Genomic DNA, 21,078 nt, shown 5'->3' with positions numbered 1-21,078 from the left:
GCCCGTCGCCATCGCCGTCGACCAGGTCGGCAAATCCGTGCATGGCCCGGAGGGTGAAGTCCACATACTGGACAACATCAGCATGACCGTACATGAAGGGACCTCGGTTGCCATCGTCGGCGCGTCCGGTTCCGGCAAGACCACCCTGCTCGGGCTGCTGGCCGGGCTGGACCTGCCCAGCCGCGGCCGCATCACGCTGGCCGGCAGCGAGCTCGGCACGCTGGACGAGGAAGCGCGGGCGCAGCTGCGCGCACGTGAAGTCGGCTTCGTGTTCCAGAGCTTCCACCTGCTGCCTGCCCTCACCGCTGCCGAGAACATCGCCCTGCCGCTGGAACTTGCTGGCCGCGAAGACCGCAAGCGGGTGGACGAGGTGCTGGCGGCAGTGGGCCTTTCGCACCGTGCGCGCCATTACCCGCGCCAGCTGTCCGGTGGGGAACAGCAGCGCGTCGCACTGGCGCGTGCCTTCGTGGCCCGTCCGCGGATCCTGTTCGCCGACGAGCCCACCGGCTCGCTGGACCAGTCCACCGGCCAGCAGATCAGCGATCTGCTGTTCGCCCTGAACGCCGACACTGCTACTACGCTGGTGCTGGTCACCCATGACCTGCGGTTGGCACAACGCTGCCAGTACATCCACCGCATCGACAATGGACGCCTGCAACAGGTGCACCACGAGGCCGTCGCATGAACCTGCTGCGCCACGCCCTGCGTTCGCTGCGACGGGAAGCGCTGGCCGGCGACCTGCTGACGGTGTTTGCCGCGCTGGTGCTCGGCGTGGCGGTGATGACCGCGGTGGGTACGTTGGTGGACCGGGTCAACCTGGCGCTTGCCAACGGCACGGCTGAAATGATCGGTGGCGACCTGGGCGTCAGTGGACGCGCCGAGCCGCCTGCGGAATTCGCCGCCGAGGCCACGCAGCGCGGTCTGCGCAGTACCCGCATCGCCGCGTTCGGCAGCGTGTTGTTCCATGGTGAGGCCAGCCAGATGGCCACCATCAAGGCCGTGGAAGCGGGCTATCCGCTACGCGGCCAGCTTCGCATCCGCACGGGCAGCGATGCGCGGCTGGACGATGCCGCCGCCGCGCCTGCACCGGGCCAGGCCTGGGCCGACCCGCGCCTGCTGCAGGCCTTGGACCTGCGCATCGGCGATGACCTGGAGTTCGGCGCGGGCACCCTGCGCATTGCAGGCAGCATCGAAGCCGAGCCGGACACCTCAAGCGAGCTGCTGACCCTGTCACCGACGTTGCTGGTCAACCGTGCAGACGTGGAAGGCACCGGCCTGCTCGATCCGGGCAGCCGCATCAGTTATCGCACCATGTTCGCCGGCGAACCGGAGGCCATCGCCAGCTTTCGCGCGTGGCTGCAACCGCGCGTGCAAGGGCTGCGGCTGGTCGGGCTCGGCGATACCCAACGCGGCGTGCGCGAGTCGTTCCAGCTGGCCGGACGCTTCCTCGGCCTGAGCGCGCTGCTGGCCGTACTGCTGTCCGGCGTGGCCACCGCGCTGGCGGCGAACCGGTTCGCCCTGCAGCGCATCGATCAGGTCGCCGTGCTGCGCTGTCTGGGCGCCCGCCAGCGCGACATCCTGGCCGGCCTGGCCCTGCAGTTGCTGCTGATGGCCATCCCTGCCTGCCTGGTCGGCGTGTTGATCGGCATGGCCGCGCAGGAAGGGCTGGTGCAGATCCTCGGCGGACTGGTCCCGCAGCGATTGCCGTTGCCGCAGGCGATGCCGGCCCTCACGGGCGCAGGTATCGGCCTGCTGCTGCTGATGGGCTTCGGCCTGCCGCCCCTGCTGCGCCTGCGCAACGTCGCGCCGATGCGCGTGCTCAACCGCAGCTTCGCCACCCTGCCGCCCACCTCGGTCCTGGTGTACGCCGGCGCGTTGCTGGCCAGCCTGGCGCTGACCGTGCAGGTCACCGGCGACCTGAAACTTGCCCTCTGGGTACTGGGCGGGCTGGCCGCGCTGGCACTGCTGGCCGGGATCGGTGGCTTCGCGCTGCTGACGCTGGTGCGCGGGGTGCAGCACCGGCTGCATGGCAACTGGCGGCTGGGCCTGGCCGCGCTGACCCGCCGCCGAGGCCTGGCGGTGATGCAACTGGTGGGTCTATCGCTGTCGCTGTGCTCGCTGCTGATGCTGGCCGTCGTGGGTCCCGGCCTGCTGCAGCAGTGGCGTGACCGCCTGCCGGCCGACACCCCGAACTATTTCCTGATGAACATCCAGCCGGACCAGCGCCAACGTGTGCTGGACGCATTGCAGGCGCAGGGTGCCGTGGATGCGAGTGTTGAACCATTCGCGACCGGTCGCCTGCTGGCGTTGAACGGTGAAGCCCCGCGCCGACGTGGTGATGATCAGCAAGCCGAGCAGGATAATGGCCCACAGCAGCCTGCCGGGGCCGACAACGATCGCGACCGGCCACTGAACTTCAGCTGGCGCACGACCTTCCCGCCTGCGAACCAGCTGCTGCAGGGTCGGTTCTGGGCAGCCGACAGCACCGCGGCGGAGGCCTCCGTGGAAGAAGGCTGGGCCACGCGCTACGGCGCCAAGCTGGGGGACCGCATCACCCTTCAAGTGGGCGAGCAGCAGCGCGACTACACCGTCACCAGCATCCGCAAGGCCGAATGGAACAGCTTCCGGGTGAACTTCTTCCTGCTGGTGAACGCCAATGCGGTGGGCGATGCGCCCTACAACCTGATCTCGGCCTTCCACCTGCCGCGCGCGAAGGCCGCCGGCCTGGGCAAGCTGGTGCGCGAGCAGCCCAACCTGTCGCTGCTGGATATCGATGGGCTGATCAGCGAAGTACGGCAGGTGATGGACCGCGTTGCGCAGGCGATCCAGGTGGTCATGGGGTTCAGCCTGCTGGCCGGCGTGCTGGTGCTGCTGGCTGCCTTGCAATCCACCGCCGGTGAGCGTCGCTATGACAGTGCGGTGCTGCGCACGCTGGGTGCCACGCGCCGGCAACTGCGTGGCGCGGTGCTGGTGGAGTTCGGTGCGCTGGGCCTGCTTGCGGCGATCCTCGCCGTGGGTGCGGCCGCGATCATCGGCGTGGTGGTGTCGCGGCAGGTGTTCGAACTGGCCTTGTCGCCGCCGTGGACCGGGCTGTTGTTGGGTGGCGCAGGCGGTGTGGTGCTCAGCGTGGTCGCCGGCTGGTGGGGCACGCGACGCATCCTGCACACCCCGCCGGCCCTGGCGCTGCGCGAGGTATAGGTTACGGGTCTCCACCCGCCCGACCCTCTGACCGGCTCCGGAAGCTGAAAAACGGTAGCGCCGAGCCATGCTCGGCGGAACGTGTCCGAACCCATCGGCAACGCGCCGCCGCGCATCGCGGGCGTGTCCCGACGCGCACGTCAGTGCTTGGCCGATGACCTCTGGAATCCGACGCGATTAGCGTGGAGGCTCCTTCAAGGAGGTCGCTCCAATGCGCACACCTGCGTTGCTGCTCTCGTTCACCCTGCTGTCCCCCGCCATCGCCCAGGCGCAGGCCTTCATCCATCCCGGCATCCTGCTCGATGCGCCGGCGCTGCAGGCAACACGCGAAGCGCTGCGCGCAGGCGATCCGCTCAAGACCGCCGCCATGGCCGCCCTGCGGCAGAGCCCCTTGGCGTCGCTGGATCATGTCGCCACCCCGTTCGCGAAGGTGGAATGCGGGTCGTACGACAAGCCCAGCATCGGCTGCAAACCCGAACGTGATGATGCCAAGGCCGCGTACACCCACGCGTTGCTGTGGGCGTACCTGGGCGATGAGGCGCATGCACGCAAGGCCGCGGAGATCATGGACGCCTGGGCGACCACGCTTTCCGGCGGCCACGAAAACAGCAACGCGCCGCTGCAGGCATCGTGGACGGCGCAGCTGTGGACGCGTTCGGCAGAGATCATCCGCTACACCAGCACGGTGTGGCCGGCAGGGGATGCGCGGCGCTTCGGTGATTGGCTGATCGCGCAGTACCTGCCCGACATCAACCGGATGGGGGCGTGTCCGGGAGGAAACTGGCATGCCAGCGGTATCGAGGCACGCATGAACATGGGCATCTACACCGATCGACGCGATCTCTACGACAGCGCGGTGAATGATTGGAACACCCGCTTGCCTACCTATGTGTACATGCCGGTGGATGGCGCCACCCCGCTACCGCGTCCTGGCTGCGCGACGCCCATCGAAACCTTGTGGTTCGGCCAGACGGTCATGGCGGCCGGACTGGCAGAGGAGACCTGCCGCGACCTGGAGCACACGGCCTACGGCCTGGCCGCCTACCTCAATGCAGCGGAGACCAATCGGCTGCAGGGGGGCAGCCTGTATCAGGCGCAGGGCGAGCGGCTCATGGCAGCGATGGAGTTCCACACCGATATGCTGGGCCGCCCGGACATCCCGACGTGGTTGTGCAAGGGGAAACTGGTATCGGATGTGCGCGGCACGCTGGAGATCGGCTATTCCCATTTCGCCGGCCGCCTGGGACAGGCACTTCCACACACCGCCGGATGGCTGGCCACGCACCGTCCCAGCCAGGGTGACTTCCATTTCCTGTGGGAAACCCTGACGCACGGCTCCGCACTCAAGGATTGAAGGCCGTTGACCTGTCGCCCACGCCGCAGGCGCATAATTCGCCCACTCCACCGGCGTGATCGACATGGCCCAGTACCTTTATCCCGTGTTGCTGCTCCTGGGCAGCAACATCTTCATGACCTTCGCCTGGTATGGGCACCTGAAGTTCAAGACCGCGCCGCTGATGACGGTGATCCTGATCAGCTGGGGAATCGCGTTCTTCGAGTACTGCCTGCAGGTACCGGGCAACCGACTGGGCAGTGCGGTGTATTCGGCACCTCAGCTCAAGGGCATGCAGGAAGTCATCACCCTGGTGGTGTTCGCGGTGTTCTCTGCGTTCTACCTCGACCAGCCGCTGAAATGGAACCACTACGCCGCGTTCGCGCTGATCGTGGTCGCCGCGCTGCTCATGTTCAAGGAGTGAGGGAGCGCCCCGGTAGCGACGGCCGCCGGACGCGGTAGTGACGGCCGCTGGCCGTCAGCTGTTCTGACTGGCACCGGGCAGGCCGTGCGCCTGTCACCGGGCAACGCGTCGCTGTGCGTGCTACAGCAGATGCAGCGCCGCCCGGGGCGACGTGTCAACGGCGCCGTCGGCACTTTCCAGCCGCGCGATGCGTCGAGCTGCCGCGCTTCCCAGCGACGACAACGGCGCCAGGCTTGCCGCGAGGCCACTGCCCTGCTCCACCGCGTGCAACTGCACAACACACATGCGCCACCGCTGACCGCCGAGGCTGCCGGCGAGACGGCGCCATAGTCGCTCGCCCACGCTGGCATCCTCGCTGCCTACCGGGCGTACGGCGAGACCGCTGACAAGCCGGTCCCATGCCAGGAAGTCACTATCAGGCAGCAGGTACAGGCGCCAGCAGCAGCGGCCTCGCGCATCGGTGAAGCACAGACTTTCGCGCACGCCTTCGCTGTCCAGGCCTTGGCAGGCGTGGGCGGCCACTGCCTGTTGCCAGCCGGCCAGTTCATTGCTGTCGGCGCGATAGAGGCACAGCACGGTGCCGAGCGCCGCGAGCTCGGAGGCGCTCGGGCGGTGGATGGGCTGCAGCGGCAGGCTGCGCGGCAAGGACGCGCGCACTGCAGGCAAGGCTCTGCTCATGGAATCACCTCGTGGAGATCGCAAGGAGCGGAAGAGGAGCCCCCGGCCGCCGCCATCGCCACGAGGGCAATGGGCGGAAGACGAGGGGGAGAGAGACAGGTGGGGCGACCGCCTGTGACAGTGTCAGCACACCGGGTGCGCTGACACCGGGAGGGAGGGAGGCGGCCGACCCGGTTACTTGGTCAGGATCAGCTTGTCGTTGCTGGTATGGCGCAACCGGTAGAACCGGTCACCGTGCTGGATGAGGATCTCGCGGCGCCCTTTCAGCAGGGCTTCGCTGTCGATCACTTCCTCGGCAGGCACGGCACGGACCGGGCGATCGCGGAGGGTCAGGACTTCGGGGCGCAGCAGCACAGCTTGAGCATTCATCGTCTGGACTCGTTGCGAGGGGCGAGTCAAATGATAACGATTCTCAGTTCGCAATCAACACCCATTCTCAATTTGATTGATGGGATTGATGATTGCTTAATCAATATCGATAGCCCCTATCTATCAAATTAACGTGTTTCGGCAGATCGGTAGCGCCGAAGGCGGCGGCAGGAGCCGCCGCCAACGTCGCTTGCGACGGCCCGCAGGGTGCCGGTCAGGACGACCGGCATAGCCACGCTCGGCGAACGCGCAGCGCGGCGCTTCAGGTGCCCGCCGAGCACGGCTCGGCGCTACAGGGAGGCTGCGGACACGTCCGCCCCCGCAACTCAGTTGGCGAAGACGGCCTCGACCTGGGCCCATACGTCGTCATCCACTGCGGTCAGCAGCTCCAGCGCCTGCAGGTTCTGCAGCAACTGCTCCACCCGGCTGGCACCGAGGATCACGCTGGACACGTTCGGATTGCGCAGGCACCAGGCAATGGCCAACGTGGCCGGCGACTGTCCCAGATCGGCTGCCAGTCGTGCGTAGCGACGCAACTGTGTCATCCGCGCCGGACCGTCCGCCCCCAACACCAGGTCCTGCAGCCATTCCATCCCGTCCCGCCCCAGTCGGGAGCCGGCGGGGAATCCATCGTTGTATTTGCCGGTCAGCAGCCCGGACGCCAGCGGCGAGAAGGTGGTGATGCCCAAGCCCGGATGCGCATACAGCGCGGCGTACTCGCGTTCCACCCGGTCGCGATGCAGCAGGTTGTACTGCGGCTGCTCCATGGTCGGACCGTGCAGGTTGTGGTGCTGCGCGAAATCCACCGCCTCCTGGACCTGCAGCGCCGACCATTCGGAGGTGCCCCAGTACAGCACCTTGCCTTGCCGCACCAACGTATCCATCGCGCGCACGGTCTCCCCGATGGGCGTATCCGGGTCAGGCCGGTGGCAGTAATAAAGATCCAGATAGTCCACCCGCAGCCGCTTCAACGCCGCATGGCAGGCATCGGTGACGTGCTTGCGCGACAGCCCGCGCTGGGTCGGCCCTGGGTCGGCCGCACTGCCGAAGAAGACTTTGCTGGACACGCAGAAACCATCGCGCGGCAGGCGCAGATCGGCGATTACATCCCCCATCACCTGTTCGGCGCGACCGTTGGCATAGGCCTCGGCATTGTCGAAGAAGTTGATGCCGTTGTCCCACGCCGCAGCTACAAGATTGCGCGCTTGGTCCCGGGCGATCTGCTCGCCAAAGGTGACCCAGGCGCCGAAGGACAGCGCCGAAAGTTTCAGCCCGGACGACCCGAGACGGCGGTAGAGCATGCAAATCTCCTGCTGCAGGCCCGCAGACCGGGCTTCAAGGTCCATATTCTACCTGCAGGGATGCCTTGCCCTGCCTGCCACCCGCGGGCCGTTTCGCCGCTGATCGCATCTTGCTCGCCGCTTTTCCTTGCCCCCGCCCCTGCCCTGCACTAGGCTTCCCGTTTTTCGCGGTGCCCTCAGGGGATTCATCATGGTCGAAGGTTTGGGCAGGATCGGCTTCGGCCTGTTTGGTCTGGCGGTGCTCATCGGCATCACTTGGCTGTTCTCCAACAACAAGCGTGCGGTGGACTGGAAACTGGTCATCACCGGCCTCGTCCTGCAGATCGCCTTCGCCGCGGTGGTGCTGCTGGTGCCGGGTGGTCGAGATGTGTTCGATGCACTCGGCCACGGTTTCGTGCGCGTGCTGAGCTTCGTCAACGAGGGCTCCGGCTTCATCTTCGGCTCGCTGATGAACGTGGACAGCTACGGCTTCATCTTCGCCTTCCAGGTGTTGCCGACCATCATCTTCTTCTCTGCGCTGATGGGCGTGCTGTATCACCTGAACGTGATGCAGGCGATCGTGCGCGTGATGGCGCTGGCGATCACCAAGGTCATGCGGGTATCCGGCGCGGAAACCACCAGCGTCTGCGCCAGCGTGTTCATTGGTCAGACCGAAGCCCCGCTGACGGTGCGTCCGTACATCTCCAAGATGACCGAGTCCGAGCTGCTGACGATGATGATCGGCGGCATGGCGCACATTGCCGGCGGTGTCCTGGCGGCGTATGTGGGCATGCTGGGCGGTGGCGATCCGGAGGCGCAGGCGTTCTACGCCAAGCACCTGCTGGCCGCCAGCATCATGGCCGCGCCGGCCACGCTGGTCGTCGCCAAGCTGCTGATTCCGGAAACCGGCACGCCGCTGACACGCGGCACCGTGAAGATGGAAGTGGAGAAGACGTCCAGCAACATCATCGATGCGGCCGCCGGTGGCGCCGCCGATGGCCTCAAGCTGGCCCTGAACATCGGCGCCATGCTGCTGGCCTTCATCGCCCTCATCGCGCTGATCAACGCACCGCTGACCTGGATCGGTGATGTGACCGGCCTGGCGGCAGCCATTGGCCGCCCGACCAACCTGTCGACCATCTTCGGCTATCTGCTCGCGCCGATCGCCTGGGTCATCGGCACCCCGTGGGCCGATGCCAGCACGGTCGGTTCGCTGATCGGCCAGAAGGTGGTGATCAACGAATTCGTCGCGTATTCCGAGCTGTCGCGCATCATCAACGGCCAGGTCGCAGGGGTTACCTTGTCCGACGAAGGCCGCCTGATCGCCACCTACGCACTGTGCGGCTTCGCCAACTTCAGCTCCATCGCGATCCAGATCGGCGGCATCGGCGGACTTGCGCCGGAACGCCGCCACGATCTGGCCCGTTTCGGCCTGCGCGCGGTGTTGGGCGGTACCATTGCCACCTTCATGACCGCCACGATCGCCGGCGTCCTGACCCACTTTGGTTGATACGCTTCGGATCAACCGCGCTTCACTGAGAACAGTTTTCCTATGAGCAGCAACGTCGTTGTCGTCGGTTCCTTCAATGTCGATCATGTGTGGCGCTGCGAAGCGCTGCCGGCACCCGGGGCGACCATCGCCGGGCGCTACAGCACCGGCCCGGGCGGAAAGGGCTTCAACCAGGCCGTCGCGGCACGCCGCGCCGGTGCAGACACCACCTTTGTCTGCGCCTTGGGCGACGACGCGGGTGGCGCCATGGCCCGTGGCCTGGCGGCACAGGACGGCTTCACCCTGACCGCCGAGGCGAGCAGCGAGCCGACCGGCACGGGCGGCATCTACGTCGATGCCCGTGGCCGCAACACGATCGTCATCGGCCCCGGTGCCAACGCCGCCCTGAGCATCGGCTTCGTCCAGCAGCAGCAAGCGCTGCTGGCGGCTGCCAAGGTCGTGCTGGTGCAGCTGGAATCGCCCGTGGAGACCATCGAAGCGGCGCTGGCGCTGGCCCGCGAGGCCGGTGTCACCACCGTGCTCAATGCGGCACCGGCCGACGCGCCGTCCAGCATCGGCCTGCTCAAGCTGGCCGATGTGATCACCCCGAACGAAACCGAGTTCGCTGCCCTGCTCAGCCGCCACGTAGGCGAGCGGATCGACCCGAACGATGTCGCCGCCTTGGACGGTGCCAGCCTGCATGCGCTGTGCCGCAAGCTGGTGGGCAGTGGCACGGTCGTGGTGACGCTGGGCGCCGTGGGCGTGTTCGTGTCGCACGACGAAGATACCCTGCGCGGTGACAGCCAGCCTTACTACCGCGTGGGGGCCGAGCAGGTCCACGCGATCGACACCACCGGGGCCGGCGATGCCTTCAACGGTGCGTTGGTGGCGTCCATCGCACACGCGCCGGATGCTCCGTTCGCGCGCCACGTGCGTTTCGCCAACCAGTTCGCCGGGCGTTCCACGGAAAAGGAAGGCGCGGCCGCCGCCATGCCGCACTTCACCCCGGACGACCAGCACGCCTGATCAGCGAATGGTGACGGCCGCTCGCCGTCACGGTGTCGCCGCTACGCTCGCCGAGCGTGGCTCGGCGCTACCCGTGTTTGCCTGGCAGCGCCGAGCCATGCTCGGCGGGGTTCGTTCGACAGACCCAGCCGCCCACCATGGCCCCGCGCTGCGACCGGCGGAAGCAACCGTCAAGCATCTGCTGATGCCGGTGCGGCATGAGCCCCTTCCAGATCGGCCTGAACCGGGCCGCAGCCGGGCGTCTTCGGCCCGCACACCGGCACTACAATGGCCGCCATGCAGATCGGCCCTTATTCCATTGCCCCCAACGTCGTGCTCGCGCCCATGGCCGGGGTCACCGACAAACCGTTCCGCCTGCTGTGCAAGCGGCTGGGCGCAGGGCTGGCTGCCTCGGAAATGACCATCAGCGACCCGCGCTTCTGGACCACGCGCAAGTCGCTGCATCGCATGGACCACGCGGGCGAGCCGGATCCGATCAGCGTACAGATCGCCGGCACCGAGCCGCAGCAGCTGGCCGAGGCCGCGCGCTACAACGTCGACCATGGCGCGCAGATCATCGACATCAACATGGGCTGTCCGGCCAAGAAGGTGTGCAACGCCTGGGCCGGATCGGCCCTGATGCGGGATGAGGACCTGGTCGCGCGCATCCTCAGCGCCGTGGTCGGTGCGGTCGACGTGCCGGTCACCCTGAAGATCCGCACCGGTTGGGACTGCGACCACCGCAATGGGCCGCGCATCGCCCACATCGCCGAAGACAGCGGCATCGCCGCACTGGCGGTGCACGGCCGCACCCGCGACCAGCACTACACCGGCCAAGCCGAGTACGAGACGATCGGCGCGATCAAGGCCGCACTGCGCATCCCGGTGATCGCCAACGGCGATATCGACTCGCCGCACAAGGCAGCGCAGGTGCTGGCGAAGACCGGCGTGGATGCGGTGATGATCGGCCGCGCCGCGCAGGGCCGACCCTGGATCTTCCGCGAAGTCGCCCACTATCTGGCGACCGGTCAGACCCTGCCGCCGCCCTCGCTGGCAGAGGTCCGCGACATCCTGCTCGGTCACCTGTCCGCACTGCACGCGTTTTACGGCGAGCCTCAGGGCGTGCGCATCGCGCGCAAGCACCTGGGCTGGTACGCCAAGGATCGGCCCGAGAATGCCGCGTTCCGCGCAGTGGTCAACCGCGCTGAAGACCCGAACAGCCAGATCGCCTTGACCACTGAGTACTTTGATCGGTTGATCGCCGATGCGCGTGAGACAGCGCTTGTCGATTGACCCTTTCGCCGAGCACCACTCGGCGCTACCCGGATACCCCCATGACGCCGCCGATTTCTTCGCCCACCTACCTGCATGGCTTTTCCAGCACTGAACAGGAGCGCCTGATGACCCAGGCGCGCCTGCTCGAACCCACCATCTTCGGGCAGATCGACTACACCGGCGTCAGCCGGCTGCTTGAAGTCGGCAGCGGCGTGGGCGCACAGACCGAGATCCTGCTGCGCCGTTTCCCGGAACTGCATGTCACCGGCGTGGACCTGAGCGAAGCCCAGCTGGCGACCGCGCGGGCCAACCTTGAGAAGACGCCGTGGTGCAGCGACCGTTACGTATTGCATCACGCCGATGCCGGCGAACTGCCGTTCGGTGCGCGCTCGTTCGACGGCGCATTCCTGTGCTGGGTGCTGGAACATGTGCCGTCGCCGGCGCGGGTGCTCAGCGAAGTGCGCAGGGTGCTGTCTCCGGGCTCGCCGGTGTACATCACCGAAGTGATGAATGCCTCTTTCCTGCTCGATCCGTACTCGCCGCACATCTGGCGTTACTGGATGGCGTTCAACGATTTCCAGCATGACAACGGCGGTGACCCGTTCGTCGGGGCGAAACTGGGCAACCTGCTGCTGGCCGGGGGCTATCGCGATGTACACACCGAGATCAAGACGATCCACCTGGACAACCGCGAACCCGCCCGCCGCAAGACGATGATCGCGTTCTGGGAACAGGTGCTGCTGTCGGCGGCAGAGCAGCTGCTGCAGGCCGGCACCGTGGACGAAGAGACCGTGGACGGCATGCGCCGCGAGTTCCGCCAGGTGCAGAACGATCCGAATGCCGTGTTCTTCTTCTCGTTCGTACAGGCCCGCGCCACGGTCTATTGACCATCGCCCCGATATGCACGCGATCTGCCGTGGTAGCGCCGAGCCGTGCTCGGCGAGCGCACAGCGCGGCCTGCGTCAGACACCATCACGCCGGACAGATCCCGCCGAGCATGGCTCGGCGCTACCCCTTACGCACGCGATCTGCCCTGGTAGCGCCGAGCCGTGCTCGGCGAGCGCGCAGCGCGGGCTGCGTCAGACACCATCACGCCGGACAGATTCCGCCGAGCATGGCTCGGCGCTACCGTTTGGGTTCGTGCCAGATGCGGTCCCACATCTCGCCCAACCGGCGACTGACGTCGGCGCGCGCTTCGGGGCTGCTGTAATCACTGCGCAGCTGCTCCGGCACGATGCCGCGCCATTGCCCGTCGCGCTGTTCGGCCACTGCGAAGTTGAACGTGTAATCCGGTTCCAGGCCCATCCGCAGGTCACTCAACACCAGACGCCCGTCGACCACCTGCGCACGCATGAAGCCACGATTGAACCAGGTCAGGCGCTTCACCGACGGGATATCACCGGCTTGCCGCAGCGCCTGTACGTTGGAGGCGAAACCTTCAAAGTGCATCGACCCCTTATCGGCCACCAGCGAACGGTCCGCCACCACATACCCGCTCGGCGTCATCGCCACCACCCGCCACAGCAGCGTGTTGAACGGCATCGGCACGGAGAACCGCGGGGCGTCCCCCAGCCCCATCGCCGCCAGACTCTGCTGCGCGGCGCGGTCGACCTGTGCCTTGGCCAACAGGCTCCAGCCCAGATAGCCGCTGCTGACCACCAGCGCGACCGCCAGTGCCCTGCCCGCCCACGGCCGGCTTCGGCCGAACCACGCCAACACACAGCCGAGCAGCAACCACACCGTGTACAACGGGTCGATGATGAAGATGTTCGAGCCCATGGCCGGCGAGGGCTGCAGCGGCCACCACAGCTGCGTGCCGTAGACCGTCATCGCGTCCAGCAGCGGATGGGTGACCAGCGCCAGCTGCATCGCCCAGAACCAGCGCACCGGCGCCTGCGCCACGCGTCCGTTGCCGAACCGTTTGAACAACCACCACAGCACGGCGGCGACCCACGGCAGCACCAGCAGCGAGTGGCTGAAGCTGCGGTGCTCGGTCATCACCGCGACCGGGTCGGCCGCCATGAAGCCCAGCCACAAGGCGTCGAGATCCGGCAGCGTGCCCAACGCGGCGCCGGCCAGTAACGCAGCGCGACGGTGGCCGGCGGGGGCGATGACAGCGGCTACGGCGCCGCCAAGTACGATCTGGGTAAGGGAGTCCATCGGCCGATGCTAGCAGCCGCGCGCTGCGTGTGGACTGTTGCCGCTGCGCTCGCCGAGCGTGGCTCGGCGCTACCCAAGCCGCCGAGCCTGCCGCTGCGCTACCACGCGCCGGTCATCGTTCCCCGCTACCCTCACATCCGGGCACAACACCTTAACCACGGGCAACCCGTTGCAGTCCACAATGCACGTGCGACGCGCGCCGTGTATCATTCGCGCCCATCTTTCCATCCGAATCAAGGGATATAACGCCTGATGTCCAGCTACCTGTTCACATCCGAATCGGTCTCCGAAGGCCATCCGGACAAGATCGCCGACCAGATCTCCGATGCGGTTCTGGATGCGATCCTGGCCAAAGACCAGCGCGCCCGCGTGGCCTGCGAAACCATGGTCAAGACCGGCGTGGCCATCGTGGCCGGCGAGATCACCACCAGCGCGTGGATCGACCTCGAAGCCCTGACCCGCCAGGTCATCCTGGATATCGGCTACAACAGCTCCGACGTCGGCTTCGACGGCGCCACCTGTGGCGTGCTGAACCTGATCGGCAAGCAGTCCCCGCACATCGCGCAGGGCGTTGACCGCAAGAAGCCCGAAGAGATGGGTGCGGGCGATCAGGGCCTGATGTTCGGCTACGCTACCAACGAAACCGACAGCTACATGCCGGCGGCGATCCACCTGTCGCACCGTCTGGTCGAGCAGCAGGCGAAGATCCGCAAGAAGAAGAATTCGCCGCTGTCGTGGCTGCGTCCGGACGCCAAGAGCCAGGTCACCCTGCGCTACGAAGACGGCCAGGTTTCGGCCATCGATGCCATCGTGCTGTCCACCCAGCACGCCCCGGGCATCAAGCAGAAGGACCTGATCGAGGCCGTCCGCGAAGAGATCATCAAGCCGGTGCTGCCGGCCAAGTGGCTGCACAAGGGCACCAAGTTCCACATCAACCCGACCGGCAAGTTCGAGATCGGCGGCCCGGTGGGCGACTGCGGCCTGACCGGCCGCAAGATCATCGTCGACACCTACGGCGGCTGGGCCCGTCACGGCGGCGGCGCGTTCTCGGGCAAGGATCCGTCCAAGGTCGACCGTTCGGCGGCTTATGCGGCCCGCTACGTCGCCAAGAACGTCGTGGCGGCCGGCCTGGCTGATCGTTGCGAAGTGCAGGTCTCCTACGCCATCGGCGTGGCCGAGCCGACTTCGATCTCGGTCACCACCTTCGGCACCGGCAAGATTCCGGACGAGCAGATCGAAAAGCTGATCCGCAAGCATTTCGACCTGCGCCCGTACGGCATCATCAAGATGCTCGACCTGATCCACCCGATGTACCAGCAGACCGCGGCCTACGGCCACTTCGGCCGCAAGCCGAAGGAGTTCAGCTACATCAATGGCACCGGCGACACCGTCAATGCCACGGCCTTCTCCTGGGAGAAGACCGACCGCGCCGCCGCCCTGCGCGCGGATGCGAAGCTGAAGTAAGCGATAAGCACCACGCACCATCCGAAGGGCCGCGCAAGCGGCCCTTTTTTTTTCGCCAATCGAACGCCCGCGTAGGTTGCGGGTAGAGCCGACTTCAGTCGGCTGGCGTTTTCCATCAAGGCCCCGCAGCCGACTGAAGTCGGCTCTACCAGGGCACTGGCTTGCCGCCCCATGCGAAGATGGCCACATGTCGACCGAACTCAAATCCCACCAGCTCACCATGACGGTGTTGATGACACCGGACATGGCCAATTTCTCCGGCAAGGTCCATGGCGGTGCCGTGCTGCGCCTGCTCGACCAGGTGGCCTATGCCTGCGCGAGCCGCTTCGCCGGTCATTACGTGGTCACTCTGTCGGTGGATCAGGTGATGTTCCGCCAGCCTATCGCCGTGGGCGAGCTGGTCACGTTCCTGGCGTCGGTGAACTACACCGGCACCTCGTCGATGGAGATCGGCGTCAAGGTCGTGGCCGAGGACATCCTCAAGCGGAGCGTGCGCCACGCGAACAGCTGCTTCTTCACCATGGTGGCAGTGGATGAGGAAGGCCGCCCCACGGCCGTGCCTGCGTTGCAGCCGACCTCCTCCGACGAGAAGCGCCGCCACGCCGCCGCACTGCTGCGTCGCCAGTTGCGGCAAGAGATGGAACAGCGGCATCTGGAACTGCTTGCATCGAACCCGCCTGCGCCGGAAGGATGAGGTAACGCTGACCCGTGCGCGGCGTGTGCCGCACACCTCCGTGCCGGACAGATTCCGCCGAGCGTGGCTCGGCGCTACAGACGCACGGAAGCGGCCCACCCGGTAGCGCCGAGCCATGCTCGGCGAGCGCGCAGCGCGGCGTGTGCCACACACCACCGTGCCGGACAGATTCCGCCGAGCGTGGCTCGGCGCTACGGACGCACGGAAGCGGCCCACCCGGTAGCGCCGAGCCATGCTCGGCGGGCGCGCAGCGCGGCCTGTGTCAGACCTCAGCTGGCCCGGCGCACCCAAGCGTCAGCCGGTGTTCTGCACGCCCTGCGACACGCCATTGACGCACGCCACCAGCGCGCGCAGCAGGTCGTCGTCTTCGCCGCCGCTGGCCCGCCAGCGCTGCAGCAGATCCACCTGCAGCACGCTGATCGGGTCCACGTAGGGGTTGCGCAGGCGGATCGACAGCGCCAGCCGCTGGTCGTGCTCCAGCAGTGACGGCTGGCCGGTCAGCGCCAACAACCAGCGCTCGGTCAGGGCCCACTCGTCCTGCACCTTCGGGAAGAAGCTGCCGTGCAGTTCGCCGGACAGCCGTGAGAACTGTTCGGCGATGGTGATGTCGCCCTTCGAGAGCACCATCGCGATGTCATCCAGGAAGGTGCGGAAGAACGGCCAGTCCTGCGCCATCTGCCGCAGCGTGTCTTCGTGGCCGGCATCCACCGCGGCCTGCAGGCCCGTGCCCACACCGTACCAGCCCGGGATCACCGCACGCGCCTGGCTCCAGGCGAACACCCAGGGAATGGCCCGCAGGTTGGTCAGCGCTGCGTCCTGGCCCAACCGGCGCGAGGGACGCGAACCCAGTGTCATCCGCTCGATCACATCGATCGGCGTCGCGGTGCGGAAGTAATCCATGAAGCGCGGTTGTCCGACGAACGCACGGTAGGCCGTGCTGCTCGCATCGGCCACCATGTCCATCACCGGCCGCCATGCCTCCTCGCGCGGCTCAGGCGCGCGAGGACGCAGGCTGGAACGCAGCACCGCGCCGGTGGCCTGCTCCAGCGAGCGCACCGCCAGCGCGCGGATGCCGTACTTGCGATGGATTACTTCGCCCTGTTCGGTGACCCGCAGACGACCGTCGATGCTGCCACGCGGCGAGGCATCGACCGCGTGCGTGGTTTTACCACCGCCGCGACTGATCGAACCACCGCGGCCATGGAAGAAGGTCAGCGCGATGCCGTTCTCAGCGGCCACGTCCAGCAGTTCTACCTGGGCGCGCTGCAGGCCCCAGCGCGATGCCGCGATGCCGCCATCCTTGCTGCTGTCGGAGTAACCCAGCATCACCATCTGCACGTCATTACGCGATGCCAGATGAGCGCGATAGACCGGATCGGCCAACAGGTCGCGCAGGGTCGCGGTGCCATGACGCAGATCGTCCACCGTTTCGAACAGTGGGGCGATGTCCAAGGGTACAGCGCCCTCCTCATCCACCAATCCGCCGCGGCGGGCCAGCGCCAGCACTGCCAGCACGTCACCGCGATCATGCGCCATCGAAATGATGTAGCTGCCCAGCGCATCGGCACCGTGGCGTTGGCGTGCGTCAGCGAGTGCGGCGAACACCGCATCCAGGCGTTGGTTACCCTCTTCATCGGTGACCGGCAGCGCCTCGTCACCACTGGCATACGGCCCCAGCAGCGCGGCACGCGCGGCGGCGTCGCGGGCCTGCCAGGCGTCTTCGCCGTCCAGCGCCAACGCCAGCGCACGGGCATGCACGCTGGATTCCTGGCGTACATCCAGCCGTGCCAGATGGAAGCCGAACGTCTTTACCCGCCACAGCAGCCGCTGTACTGCAAAGCCGCCGGCGTGTTCGCCGCGATTGGCGATCAGGCTGTCCAGAATCAGCTGCAGGTCCTCGATCAGCTCACCCGGGCCCGCATAGGCCCCGTCGCCATCATCCAGCGTCGCCTGCAGGCGAGCGCGCATGCGGTCGTTCAACAGGCGGTAGGGCATGTCGGCATGGCGCGGCCGCGACTGCACGTCGGGCAGTCGCTGCAGATAGTCGTCCAGCCTTGCCTTCAATGCAGGGCTCACCGCCACCCGCTCGGTGGACTGGCTGAGCAGGCTGGCCAGCTGCAGCAGTTCCTTCTGGTACTGGCCCAGCACCGCGCGGCGCTGCGCATCCAGTGTGTTGCGGATGGTGCCGGCATCCACGTTGGGGTTGCCATCCATGTCGCCGCCCACCCACGTGCCGAAGCGCAGCAGGCGTGGCAGCGGCAGATTCTCGCCGTAGGTGTCGCGCAGGGCCTGCTGCAGTGACTCGTACAGCACGGGAATCACGCGGTACAGCACCTGCACCAGATAGAAGCCGACATGTTCGCGCTCATCATCCACGGTCGGCCGCACCGGTGAGGAATCGGTCGTCTGCCAGGACGCGGTCAACGCCATGCGGAAGCGTGCATCGTCGGCAGCCGCTTCACCGGGCGTTCGCTGGCCGTCCAGGTTGTCCACCAGGCTGGCGACCATCAACTGCTCTTTCTCCAGCAACGCGCGTCGCACCGCTTCAGTGGGATGCGCGGTAAACACCGGTTCGATGTCGATGCGCGGCAGCCAGCGTTCCAGCTCGTCCAACGTCACGCCCTGCGATTTCAGGTGCTGCAGCGCATCCTGCAGGCCATCGGGCTGCGGGGTGTGCGTGCCAGCGCGCTGGTAATCGCGGCGTCGGCGGATGCGATGCACACGCTCGGCGATGTTGACCACCTGGAAGTACGTGCTGAAGGCCCGGACCATCGCCTCGGCCTGCTGCGGCGAGCGGCCCGCCAGGCCGTCGGCCAGGTCGGACAGCGGCGACGCGTTCTCGCGGCGGGCAATGGCCCGCGTGCGCACACTTTCCACGTCGTCGAAGAACGCCTCTGATACCTGCTCCACCAGCAGGTCGCCCACAAGGGCGCCAAGCCGGCGCACATCGTCGCGAAGCGGGATATCGGGGGTGGCGAACATGATGCTGCTGCGGAACTCGTTCATCGGCGACGCACGAACCTCAAGCCAGGAGCCTGTACCAAGCGTAGCGCAGTTCAATTGCGTGCCGACGGTTGGTTTCAACGGTGACGGCCGCGGCCTCGATACAGACGGCCGCCGCGTCGGTAGTGACGGCCGCTGGCCGTCGGATGCATCCCGCTCCTGTCACCGGCCGATGCGCTCGCCCTTGCCGATGGTCTGTTCCAGCCAGCGCTCACTCTCGGCCAGCATGGTCATGATCGACTCGCGTGCGCGGTACGCGTGCGATTCGTTGGGCAGCATCACCAGCCGCGAGGTCCCACCCAGCCCCTTCACTGCCGCGAACATGCGCTCGCTCTGCATCGGGAAGGTGCCGGAGTTGTTGTCGTCCACGCCGTGGATGAAGAGGATCGGGTCCTTGATGTTGCCCGCGTAGTTGAAGGGCGACATCTTCAGATAGGTGTCCTGCGCCTGCCAGTAATTGCGCTCCTCGGCCTGGAAGCCGAAAGGTGTCAGCGTACGGTTGTAGGCACCGCTACGAGCGATGCCGGCTTTGAACAGGCGGCTGTGGGCCAACAGGTTGGCGGTCATGAAGGCACCATAGGAGTGCCCGCCGATGGCGATGTGGTCGCGGTCGGTAACGCCGCGCCGTACCACTTCATCCACCGCGGCCTGTGCGTTGGAAACCAGCTGCTCCAGATACGTATCGTTGGGCTCCTTGTCGCCCTCGCCGATGATCGGCATGGTCGGGCTGGCCAGCACCACGTAGCCCTTCGCAAGGAACGCCTGCGGACCCCAGTAGCTGATGGCGTTGAACAGATAGGGCGAGCCGGTGACCTGACTTGCGGCTGCCGCACTCTTGTACTCGCCCGGGTAGGCCCACATCAGCAGCGGCCGCGGGCCATCGCGCTTGGGGTCATACCCCGGTGGCAGTAGCAACGTTGCAGTGAGGTCAACGCCATCCTTCCGCTTGTAGCGGATCTGTTCCTTGCTGACAGCCCGCAGTGCCGGCAAGGGATGGGCGAAGGTGGTCAGCGCGCGCGGTGCCACGCCAACGGCAGCGTCACCCAGCGGCTGCACGTAGAAATTCGCGGGCTGCTCCGGGCTCTCGCGGGTGAACAACAGCGACGATGCATCAGCACCCAGCAGGGCGATGGGCACCGAGTACGTCGGCGCCTGCGAATGGAAGAGCCGCGTGGTCTTGCCGCTGGCCAGCTCATAGCGGTCAAGGAACGGCCGGTCGCCTTCCGGCGATGCACCGGCTCCGTAGAAGTAAATACTGTTGCCATCGGCGCTGGTCTGCAGCAGCGCGCGGCCGTTGTCATCACGCAGCGTGCCCGGCTTGCCCGGATCGCTGTAACGGTCCTGTGCATCGCGGTCGAACAGCAGCCTCGGATCCGTCGCTGCCTCATCCGGGGCGATCAGCCAGGTCTTGCTGCGGCGCGTCTTCCACCACGCTTCGTTGAGCAGGGCCAGGTCACCGCGCGCCCAGGTGATGCCGGCATAGCGGCTACCCAGTTGCGCCAGCGTCACCGGCGGTTTGTCGAACGGTGCGGCCTGCATCAGCACCGCATCGCGGATCGCCGCCTCGCGGTTCGGGTCGCCGCCGTCCTGCGCCTCGGCCCATACCAGGGTTGCCGGCACATCCGCGCGCCAGCTGATGTCCCGCACGCCGGTCACCTCCGCGTCGTTGCCGGTCGGCAGGCCTTCCACCAGCGGCCGCACGGCGACGGTGTGGACCAGCTTGCCGCCGCGGTCGAGCACCTCGATGCGGCGCGGGAAGCTGCTCACCGGCACCACGTAGGAATAGGGCCGCTGCGCACGTTGGCTGAGCAGGTAGCTGCCATCAGGCGACAGGCTCAGGCCGAGGTATACACCGGCCATCCCCACCGCCTTGGCCTGTCCGTCCAGACCGATCTCGGTCGGTTGGCTGGTGGCGTAGTAATCGAACAACCGGGCGTCGGCCTCGTTCTTCAGCAGGTCCTGATAGGTGCGGATGGACACCACACCGGCGCCCGCACTGGTCTGCTGCACGGCCGGGCCGGTGGGGGCGACATCGCTGGACGGTGGCGCCCCTGCGTTTGCAAGGCGGCTCATCACCAGCAGGCCGCGACTGTCCGGCAGCCATTGGTAGCCATCGCCGAGCACGGTATTCAGGTCACCGCGCAGGCGTCGTGCACTGGCATTGGCCACGTCCACCAGCCACAGCTCATTGGCGCCACTCGCCGGATCGACCTGGTTGAAGGCCAGCCACTTCTGATCCGGTGACCACGCCAGGCTGGCAACAGACAGCACGGGCGGCAGCCCGCTGATCTGCCGGTCCTTGCCGTCCCCGATGCCCATCAGCCACAGTTTCGCACCGTAACTGAAGCGGCTGTCAGAGAACGTGCGCGGATTGATGCGGCGGCCGGCGAGCTTCAGTTCGGGCTGCGCCACCACGCCAATGGAGGGCAGCGGCGGCATCTGCAGCATGGCGGCCAGATCACGCTGCGGCGACAGGAACAAGCCGGGTGCGCGCGGCTGGTCGACGACCGCCTGCAACGCGGCGGAGGGAAGCTGGTAGCCGGCGACCTCGGTACTCGCCGTTGTCACCTGCGGGGTCGCGGCCCACGCGGTCGGCACGACCGCCAGCAACGCCATCGACAGCACCGCCCCCTTCCATCGGCCCGTACGCCGCACACGCTTGCTCATGTCCACCCCTTCAGTTGCTTGTTGAACCCCGACCTTAAC

At 66.9% G+C, this 21,078-nt stretch carries 16 protein-coding genes; 10 read left to right on the top strand and 6 right to left on the bottom strand.

Features of this window, described 5'->3' with window-relative positions; genetic code table 11:
* The first annotated feature begins 37 nt into the window (after positions 1-37).
* The 4 genes from IFT65_RS09235 to IFT65_RS09220 all read left to right on the top strand — a co-directional run bounded on the left by IFT65_RS09235 (position 38) and on the right by IFT65_RS09220 (position 4,955).
* Positions 38-685, top strand: a complete 648-nt coding sequence (locus IFT65_RS09235) for an ATP-binding cassette domain-containing protein (protein WP_188326105.1) — start codon at positions 38-40, stop codon at positions 683-685.
* The gene (locus tag IFT65_RS09230; RefSeq protein WP_192081210.1) at positions 682-3,198 is read left to right on the top strand and encodes an FtsX-like permease family protein; all 2,517 of its coding nucleotides are present in this window, start codon (positions 682-684) and stop codon (positions 3,196-3,198) included. Before IFT65_RS09235 ends, IFT65_RS09230 begins: the two co-directional genes overlap by 4 nt.
* Before the next feature lie 211 nt (positions 3,199-3,409).
* Positions 3,410-4,552 (top strand): alginate lyase family protein, encoded by a 1,143-nt coding sequence (locus IFT65_RS09225; RefSeq protein WP_192081209.1) that lies wholly within the window; start codon positions 3,410-3,412, stop codon positions 4,550-4,552.
* A gap of 64 nt (positions 4,553-4,616) precedes the next feature.
* Positions 4,617-4,955, top strand: coding sequence for a DMT family protein (locus tag IFT65_RS09220; RefSeq protein ID WP_188326102.1), 339 nt, complete (start codon positions 4,617-4,619; stop codon positions 4,953-4,955).
* Positions 4,956-5,075: 120 nt separating this feature from the next.
* Here IFT65_RS09220 and IFT65_RS09215 read toward each other — a convergent pair whose 3' ends face one another.
* From IFT65_RS09215 to IFT65_RS09205, 3 genes are all read right to left on the bottom strand, one after another.
* Complete coding sequence (locus tag IFT65_RS09215; protein WP_249405108.1) at positions 5,076-5,633, bottom strand: Hemin transport protein; 558 nt, start codon at positions 5,631-5,633, stop codon at positions 5,076-5,078.
* A 174-nt stretch (positions 5,634-5,807) separates the two neighbouring features.
* A complete protein-coding gene (locus IFT65_RS09210; RefSeq protein ID WP_188326101.1) occupies positions 5,808-6,002 on the bottom strand; it encodes a hemin uptake protein HemP in 195 nt (64 codons plus the stop codon).
* A 326-nt stretch (positions 6,003-6,328) separates the two neighbouring features.
* A complete protein-coding gene (locus tag IFT65_RS09205; protein WP_192081208.1) occupies positions 6,329-7,303 on the bottom strand; it encodes an aldo/keto reductase in 975 nt (324 codons plus the stop codon).
* 190 nt (positions 7,304-7,493) lie between these two features.
* Here IFT65_RS09205 and IFT65_RS09200 point away from each other — a divergent pair, with 190 nt between their 5' ends.
* The 4 genes from IFT65_RS09200 (at position 7,494) to IFT65_RS09185 (ending at position 11,938) form a co-directional block, all read left to right on the top strand.
* Complete coding sequence (locus IFT65_RS09200; protein WP_188327180.1) at positions 7,494-8,792, top strand: nucleoside transporter C-terminal domain-containing protein; 1,299 nt, start codon at positions 7,494-7,496, stop codon at positions 8,790-8,792.
* A 42-nt stretch (positions 8,793-8,834) separates the two neighbouring features.
* Positions 8,835-9,797, top strand: coding sequence for a ribokinase (locus IFT65_RS09195; protein ID WP_188326099.1), 963 nt, complete (start codon positions 8,835-8,837; stop codon positions 9,795-9,797).
* Between the two features lie 276 nt (positions 9,798-10,073).
* On the top strand, positions 10,074-11,069 hold the full coding sequence (dusB, locus tag IFT65_RS09190) for a tRNA dihydrouridine synthase DusB (protein ID WP_192081207.1): 996 nt from the start codon (positions 10,074-10,076) through the stop codon (positions 11,067-11,069).
* A gap of 41 nt (positions 11,070-11,110) precedes the next feature.
* Complete coding sequence (locus tag IFT65_RS09185; RefSeq protein WP_192081206.1) at positions 11,111-11,938, top strand: methyltransferase domain-containing protein; 828 nt, start codon at positions 11,111-11,113, stop codon at positions 11,936-11,938.
* Positions 11,939-12,176: 238 nt separating this feature from the next.
* Here the strand turns inward: IFT65_RS09185 and IFT65_RS09180 are convergent, their stop codons facing one another.
* A complete protein-coding gene (locus IFT65_RS09180; RefSeq protein WP_192081205.1) occupies positions 12,177-13,211 on the bottom strand; it encodes a metal-dependent hydrolase in 1,035 nt (344 codons plus the stop codon).
* 252 nt (positions 13,212-13,463) lie between these two features.
* On the opposite strand from IFT65_RS09180, the gene metK reads away from it, so the two are divergent.
* Both metK and IFT65_RS09170 read left to right on the top strand, forming a co-directional pair.
* The gene (metK, locus tag IFT65_RS09175) at positions 13,464-14,675 is read left to right on the top strand and encodes a methionine adenosyltransferase (RefSeq protein WP_188326095.1); all 1,212 of its coding nucleotides are present in this window, start codon (positions 13,464-13,466) and stop codon (positions 14,673-14,675) included.
* A 187-nt stretch (positions 14,676-14,862) separates the two neighbouring features.
* The gene (locus tag IFT65_RS09170; RefSeq protein WP_188326094.1) at positions 14,863-15,369 is read left to right on the top strand and encodes an acyl-CoA thioesterase; all 507 of its coding nucleotides are present in this window, start codon (positions 14,863-14,865) and stop codon (positions 15,367-15,369) included.
* Between the two features lie 294 nt (positions 15,370-15,663).
* Here the strand turns inward: IFT65_RS09170 and ppc are convergent, their stop codons facing one another.
* Together ppc and IFT65_RS09160 are read right to left on the bottom strand one after the other, a co-directional pair.
* Positions 15,664-18,375, bottom strand: coding sequence for a phosphoenolpyruvate carboxylase (ppc, locus tag IFT65_RS09165; protein WP_192081204.1), 2,712 nt, complete (start codon positions 18,373-18,375; stop codon positions 15,664-15,666).
* Between the two features lie 159 nt (positions 18,376-18,534).
* The gene (locus IFT65_RS09160) at positions 18,535-21,039 is read right to left on the bottom strand and encodes a prolyl oligopeptidase family serine peptidase (RefSeq protein WP_192081203.1); all 2,505 of its coding nucleotides are present in this window, start codon (positions 21,037-21,039) and stop codon (positions 18,535-18,537) included.
* Between the last annotated feature and the right edge of the window lie 39 nt (positions 21,040-21,078).

Origin of the sequence: Stenotrophomonas sp. CFBP 13725 (genome assembly GCF_014841935.1) — a bacterium.
In the GTDB taxonomy this organism is placed as follows: Bacteria; Pseudomonadota; Gammaproteobacteria; order Xanthomonadales; family Xanthomonadaceae; genus Stenotrophomonas.
This window is presented reverse-complemented; position numbering and strand designations above follow the sequence as displayed.

What these genes read in the sequence shown, in the direction of transcription:
- IFT65_RS09230 (WP_192081210.1), top strand. Translation starts at nt 682, where the DNA reads ATGAACCTGCTGCGCCACGCCCTGCGTTCGCTGCGACGGGAAGCGCTG.
- IFT65_RS09225 (WP_192081209.1), top strand. Translation starts at nt 3,410, where the DNA reads ATGCGCACACCTGCGTTGCTGCTCTCGTTCACCCTGCTGTCCCCCGCC.
- IFT65_RS09220 (WP_188326102.1), top strand. Translation starts at nt 4,617, where the DNA reads ATGGCCCAGTACCTTTATCCCGTGTTGCTGCTCCTGGGCAGCAACATC.
- IFT65_RS09215 (WP_249405108.1), bottom strand. Translation starts at nt 5,633, where the DNA reads ATGAGCAGAGCCTTGCCTGCAGTGCGCGCGTCCTTGCCGCGCAGCCTG.
- IFT65_RS09210 (WP_188326101.1), bottom strand. Translation starts at nt 6,002, where the DNA reads ATGAATGCTCAAGCTGTGCTGCTGCGCCCCGAAGTCCTGACCCTCCGC.
- IFT65_RS09205 (WP_192081208.1), bottom strand. Translation starts at nt 7,303, where the DNA reads ATGCTCTACCGCCGTCTCGGGTCGTCCGGGCTGAAACTTTCGGCGCTG.
- IFT65_RS09200 (WP_188327180.1), top strand. Translation starts at nt 7,494, where the DNA reads ATGGTCGAAGGTTTGGGCAGGATCGGCTTCGGCCTGTTTGGTCTGGCG.
- IFT65_RS09195 (WP_188326099.1), top strand. Translation starts at nt 8,835, where the DNA reads ATGAGCAGCAACGTCGTTGTCGTCGGTTCCTTCAATGTCGATCATGTG.
- dusB (WP_192081207.1), top strand. Translation starts at nt 10,074, where the DNA reads ATGCAGATCGGCCCTTATTCCATTGCCCCCAACGTCGTGCTCGCGCCC.
- IFT65_RS09185 (WP_192081206.1), top strand. Translation starts at nt 11,111, where the DNA reads ATGACGCCGCCGATTTCTTCGCCCACCTACCTGCATGGCTTTTCCAGC.
- IFT65_RS09180 (WP_192081205.1), bottom strand. Translation starts at nt 13,211, where the DNA reads ATGGACTCCCTTACCCAGATCGTACTTGGCGGCGCCGTAGCCGCTGTC.
- metK (WP_188326095.1), top strand. Translation starts at nt 13,464, where the DNA reads ATGTCCAGCTACCTGTTCACATCCGAATCGGTCTCCGAAGGCCATCCG.
- IFT65_RS09170 (WP_188326094.1), top strand. Translation starts at nt 14,863, where the DNA reads ATGTCGACCGAACTCAAATCCCACCAGCTCACCATGACGGTGTTGATG.
- ppc (WP_192081204.1), bottom strand. Translation starts at nt 18,375, where the DNA reads ATGAACGAGTTCCGCAGCAGCATCATGTTCGCCACCCCCGATATCCCG.
- IFT65_RS09160 (WP_192081203.1), bottom strand. Translation starts at nt 21,039, where the DNA reads ATGAGCAAGCGTGTGCGGCGTACGGGCCGATGGAAGGGGGCGGTGCTG.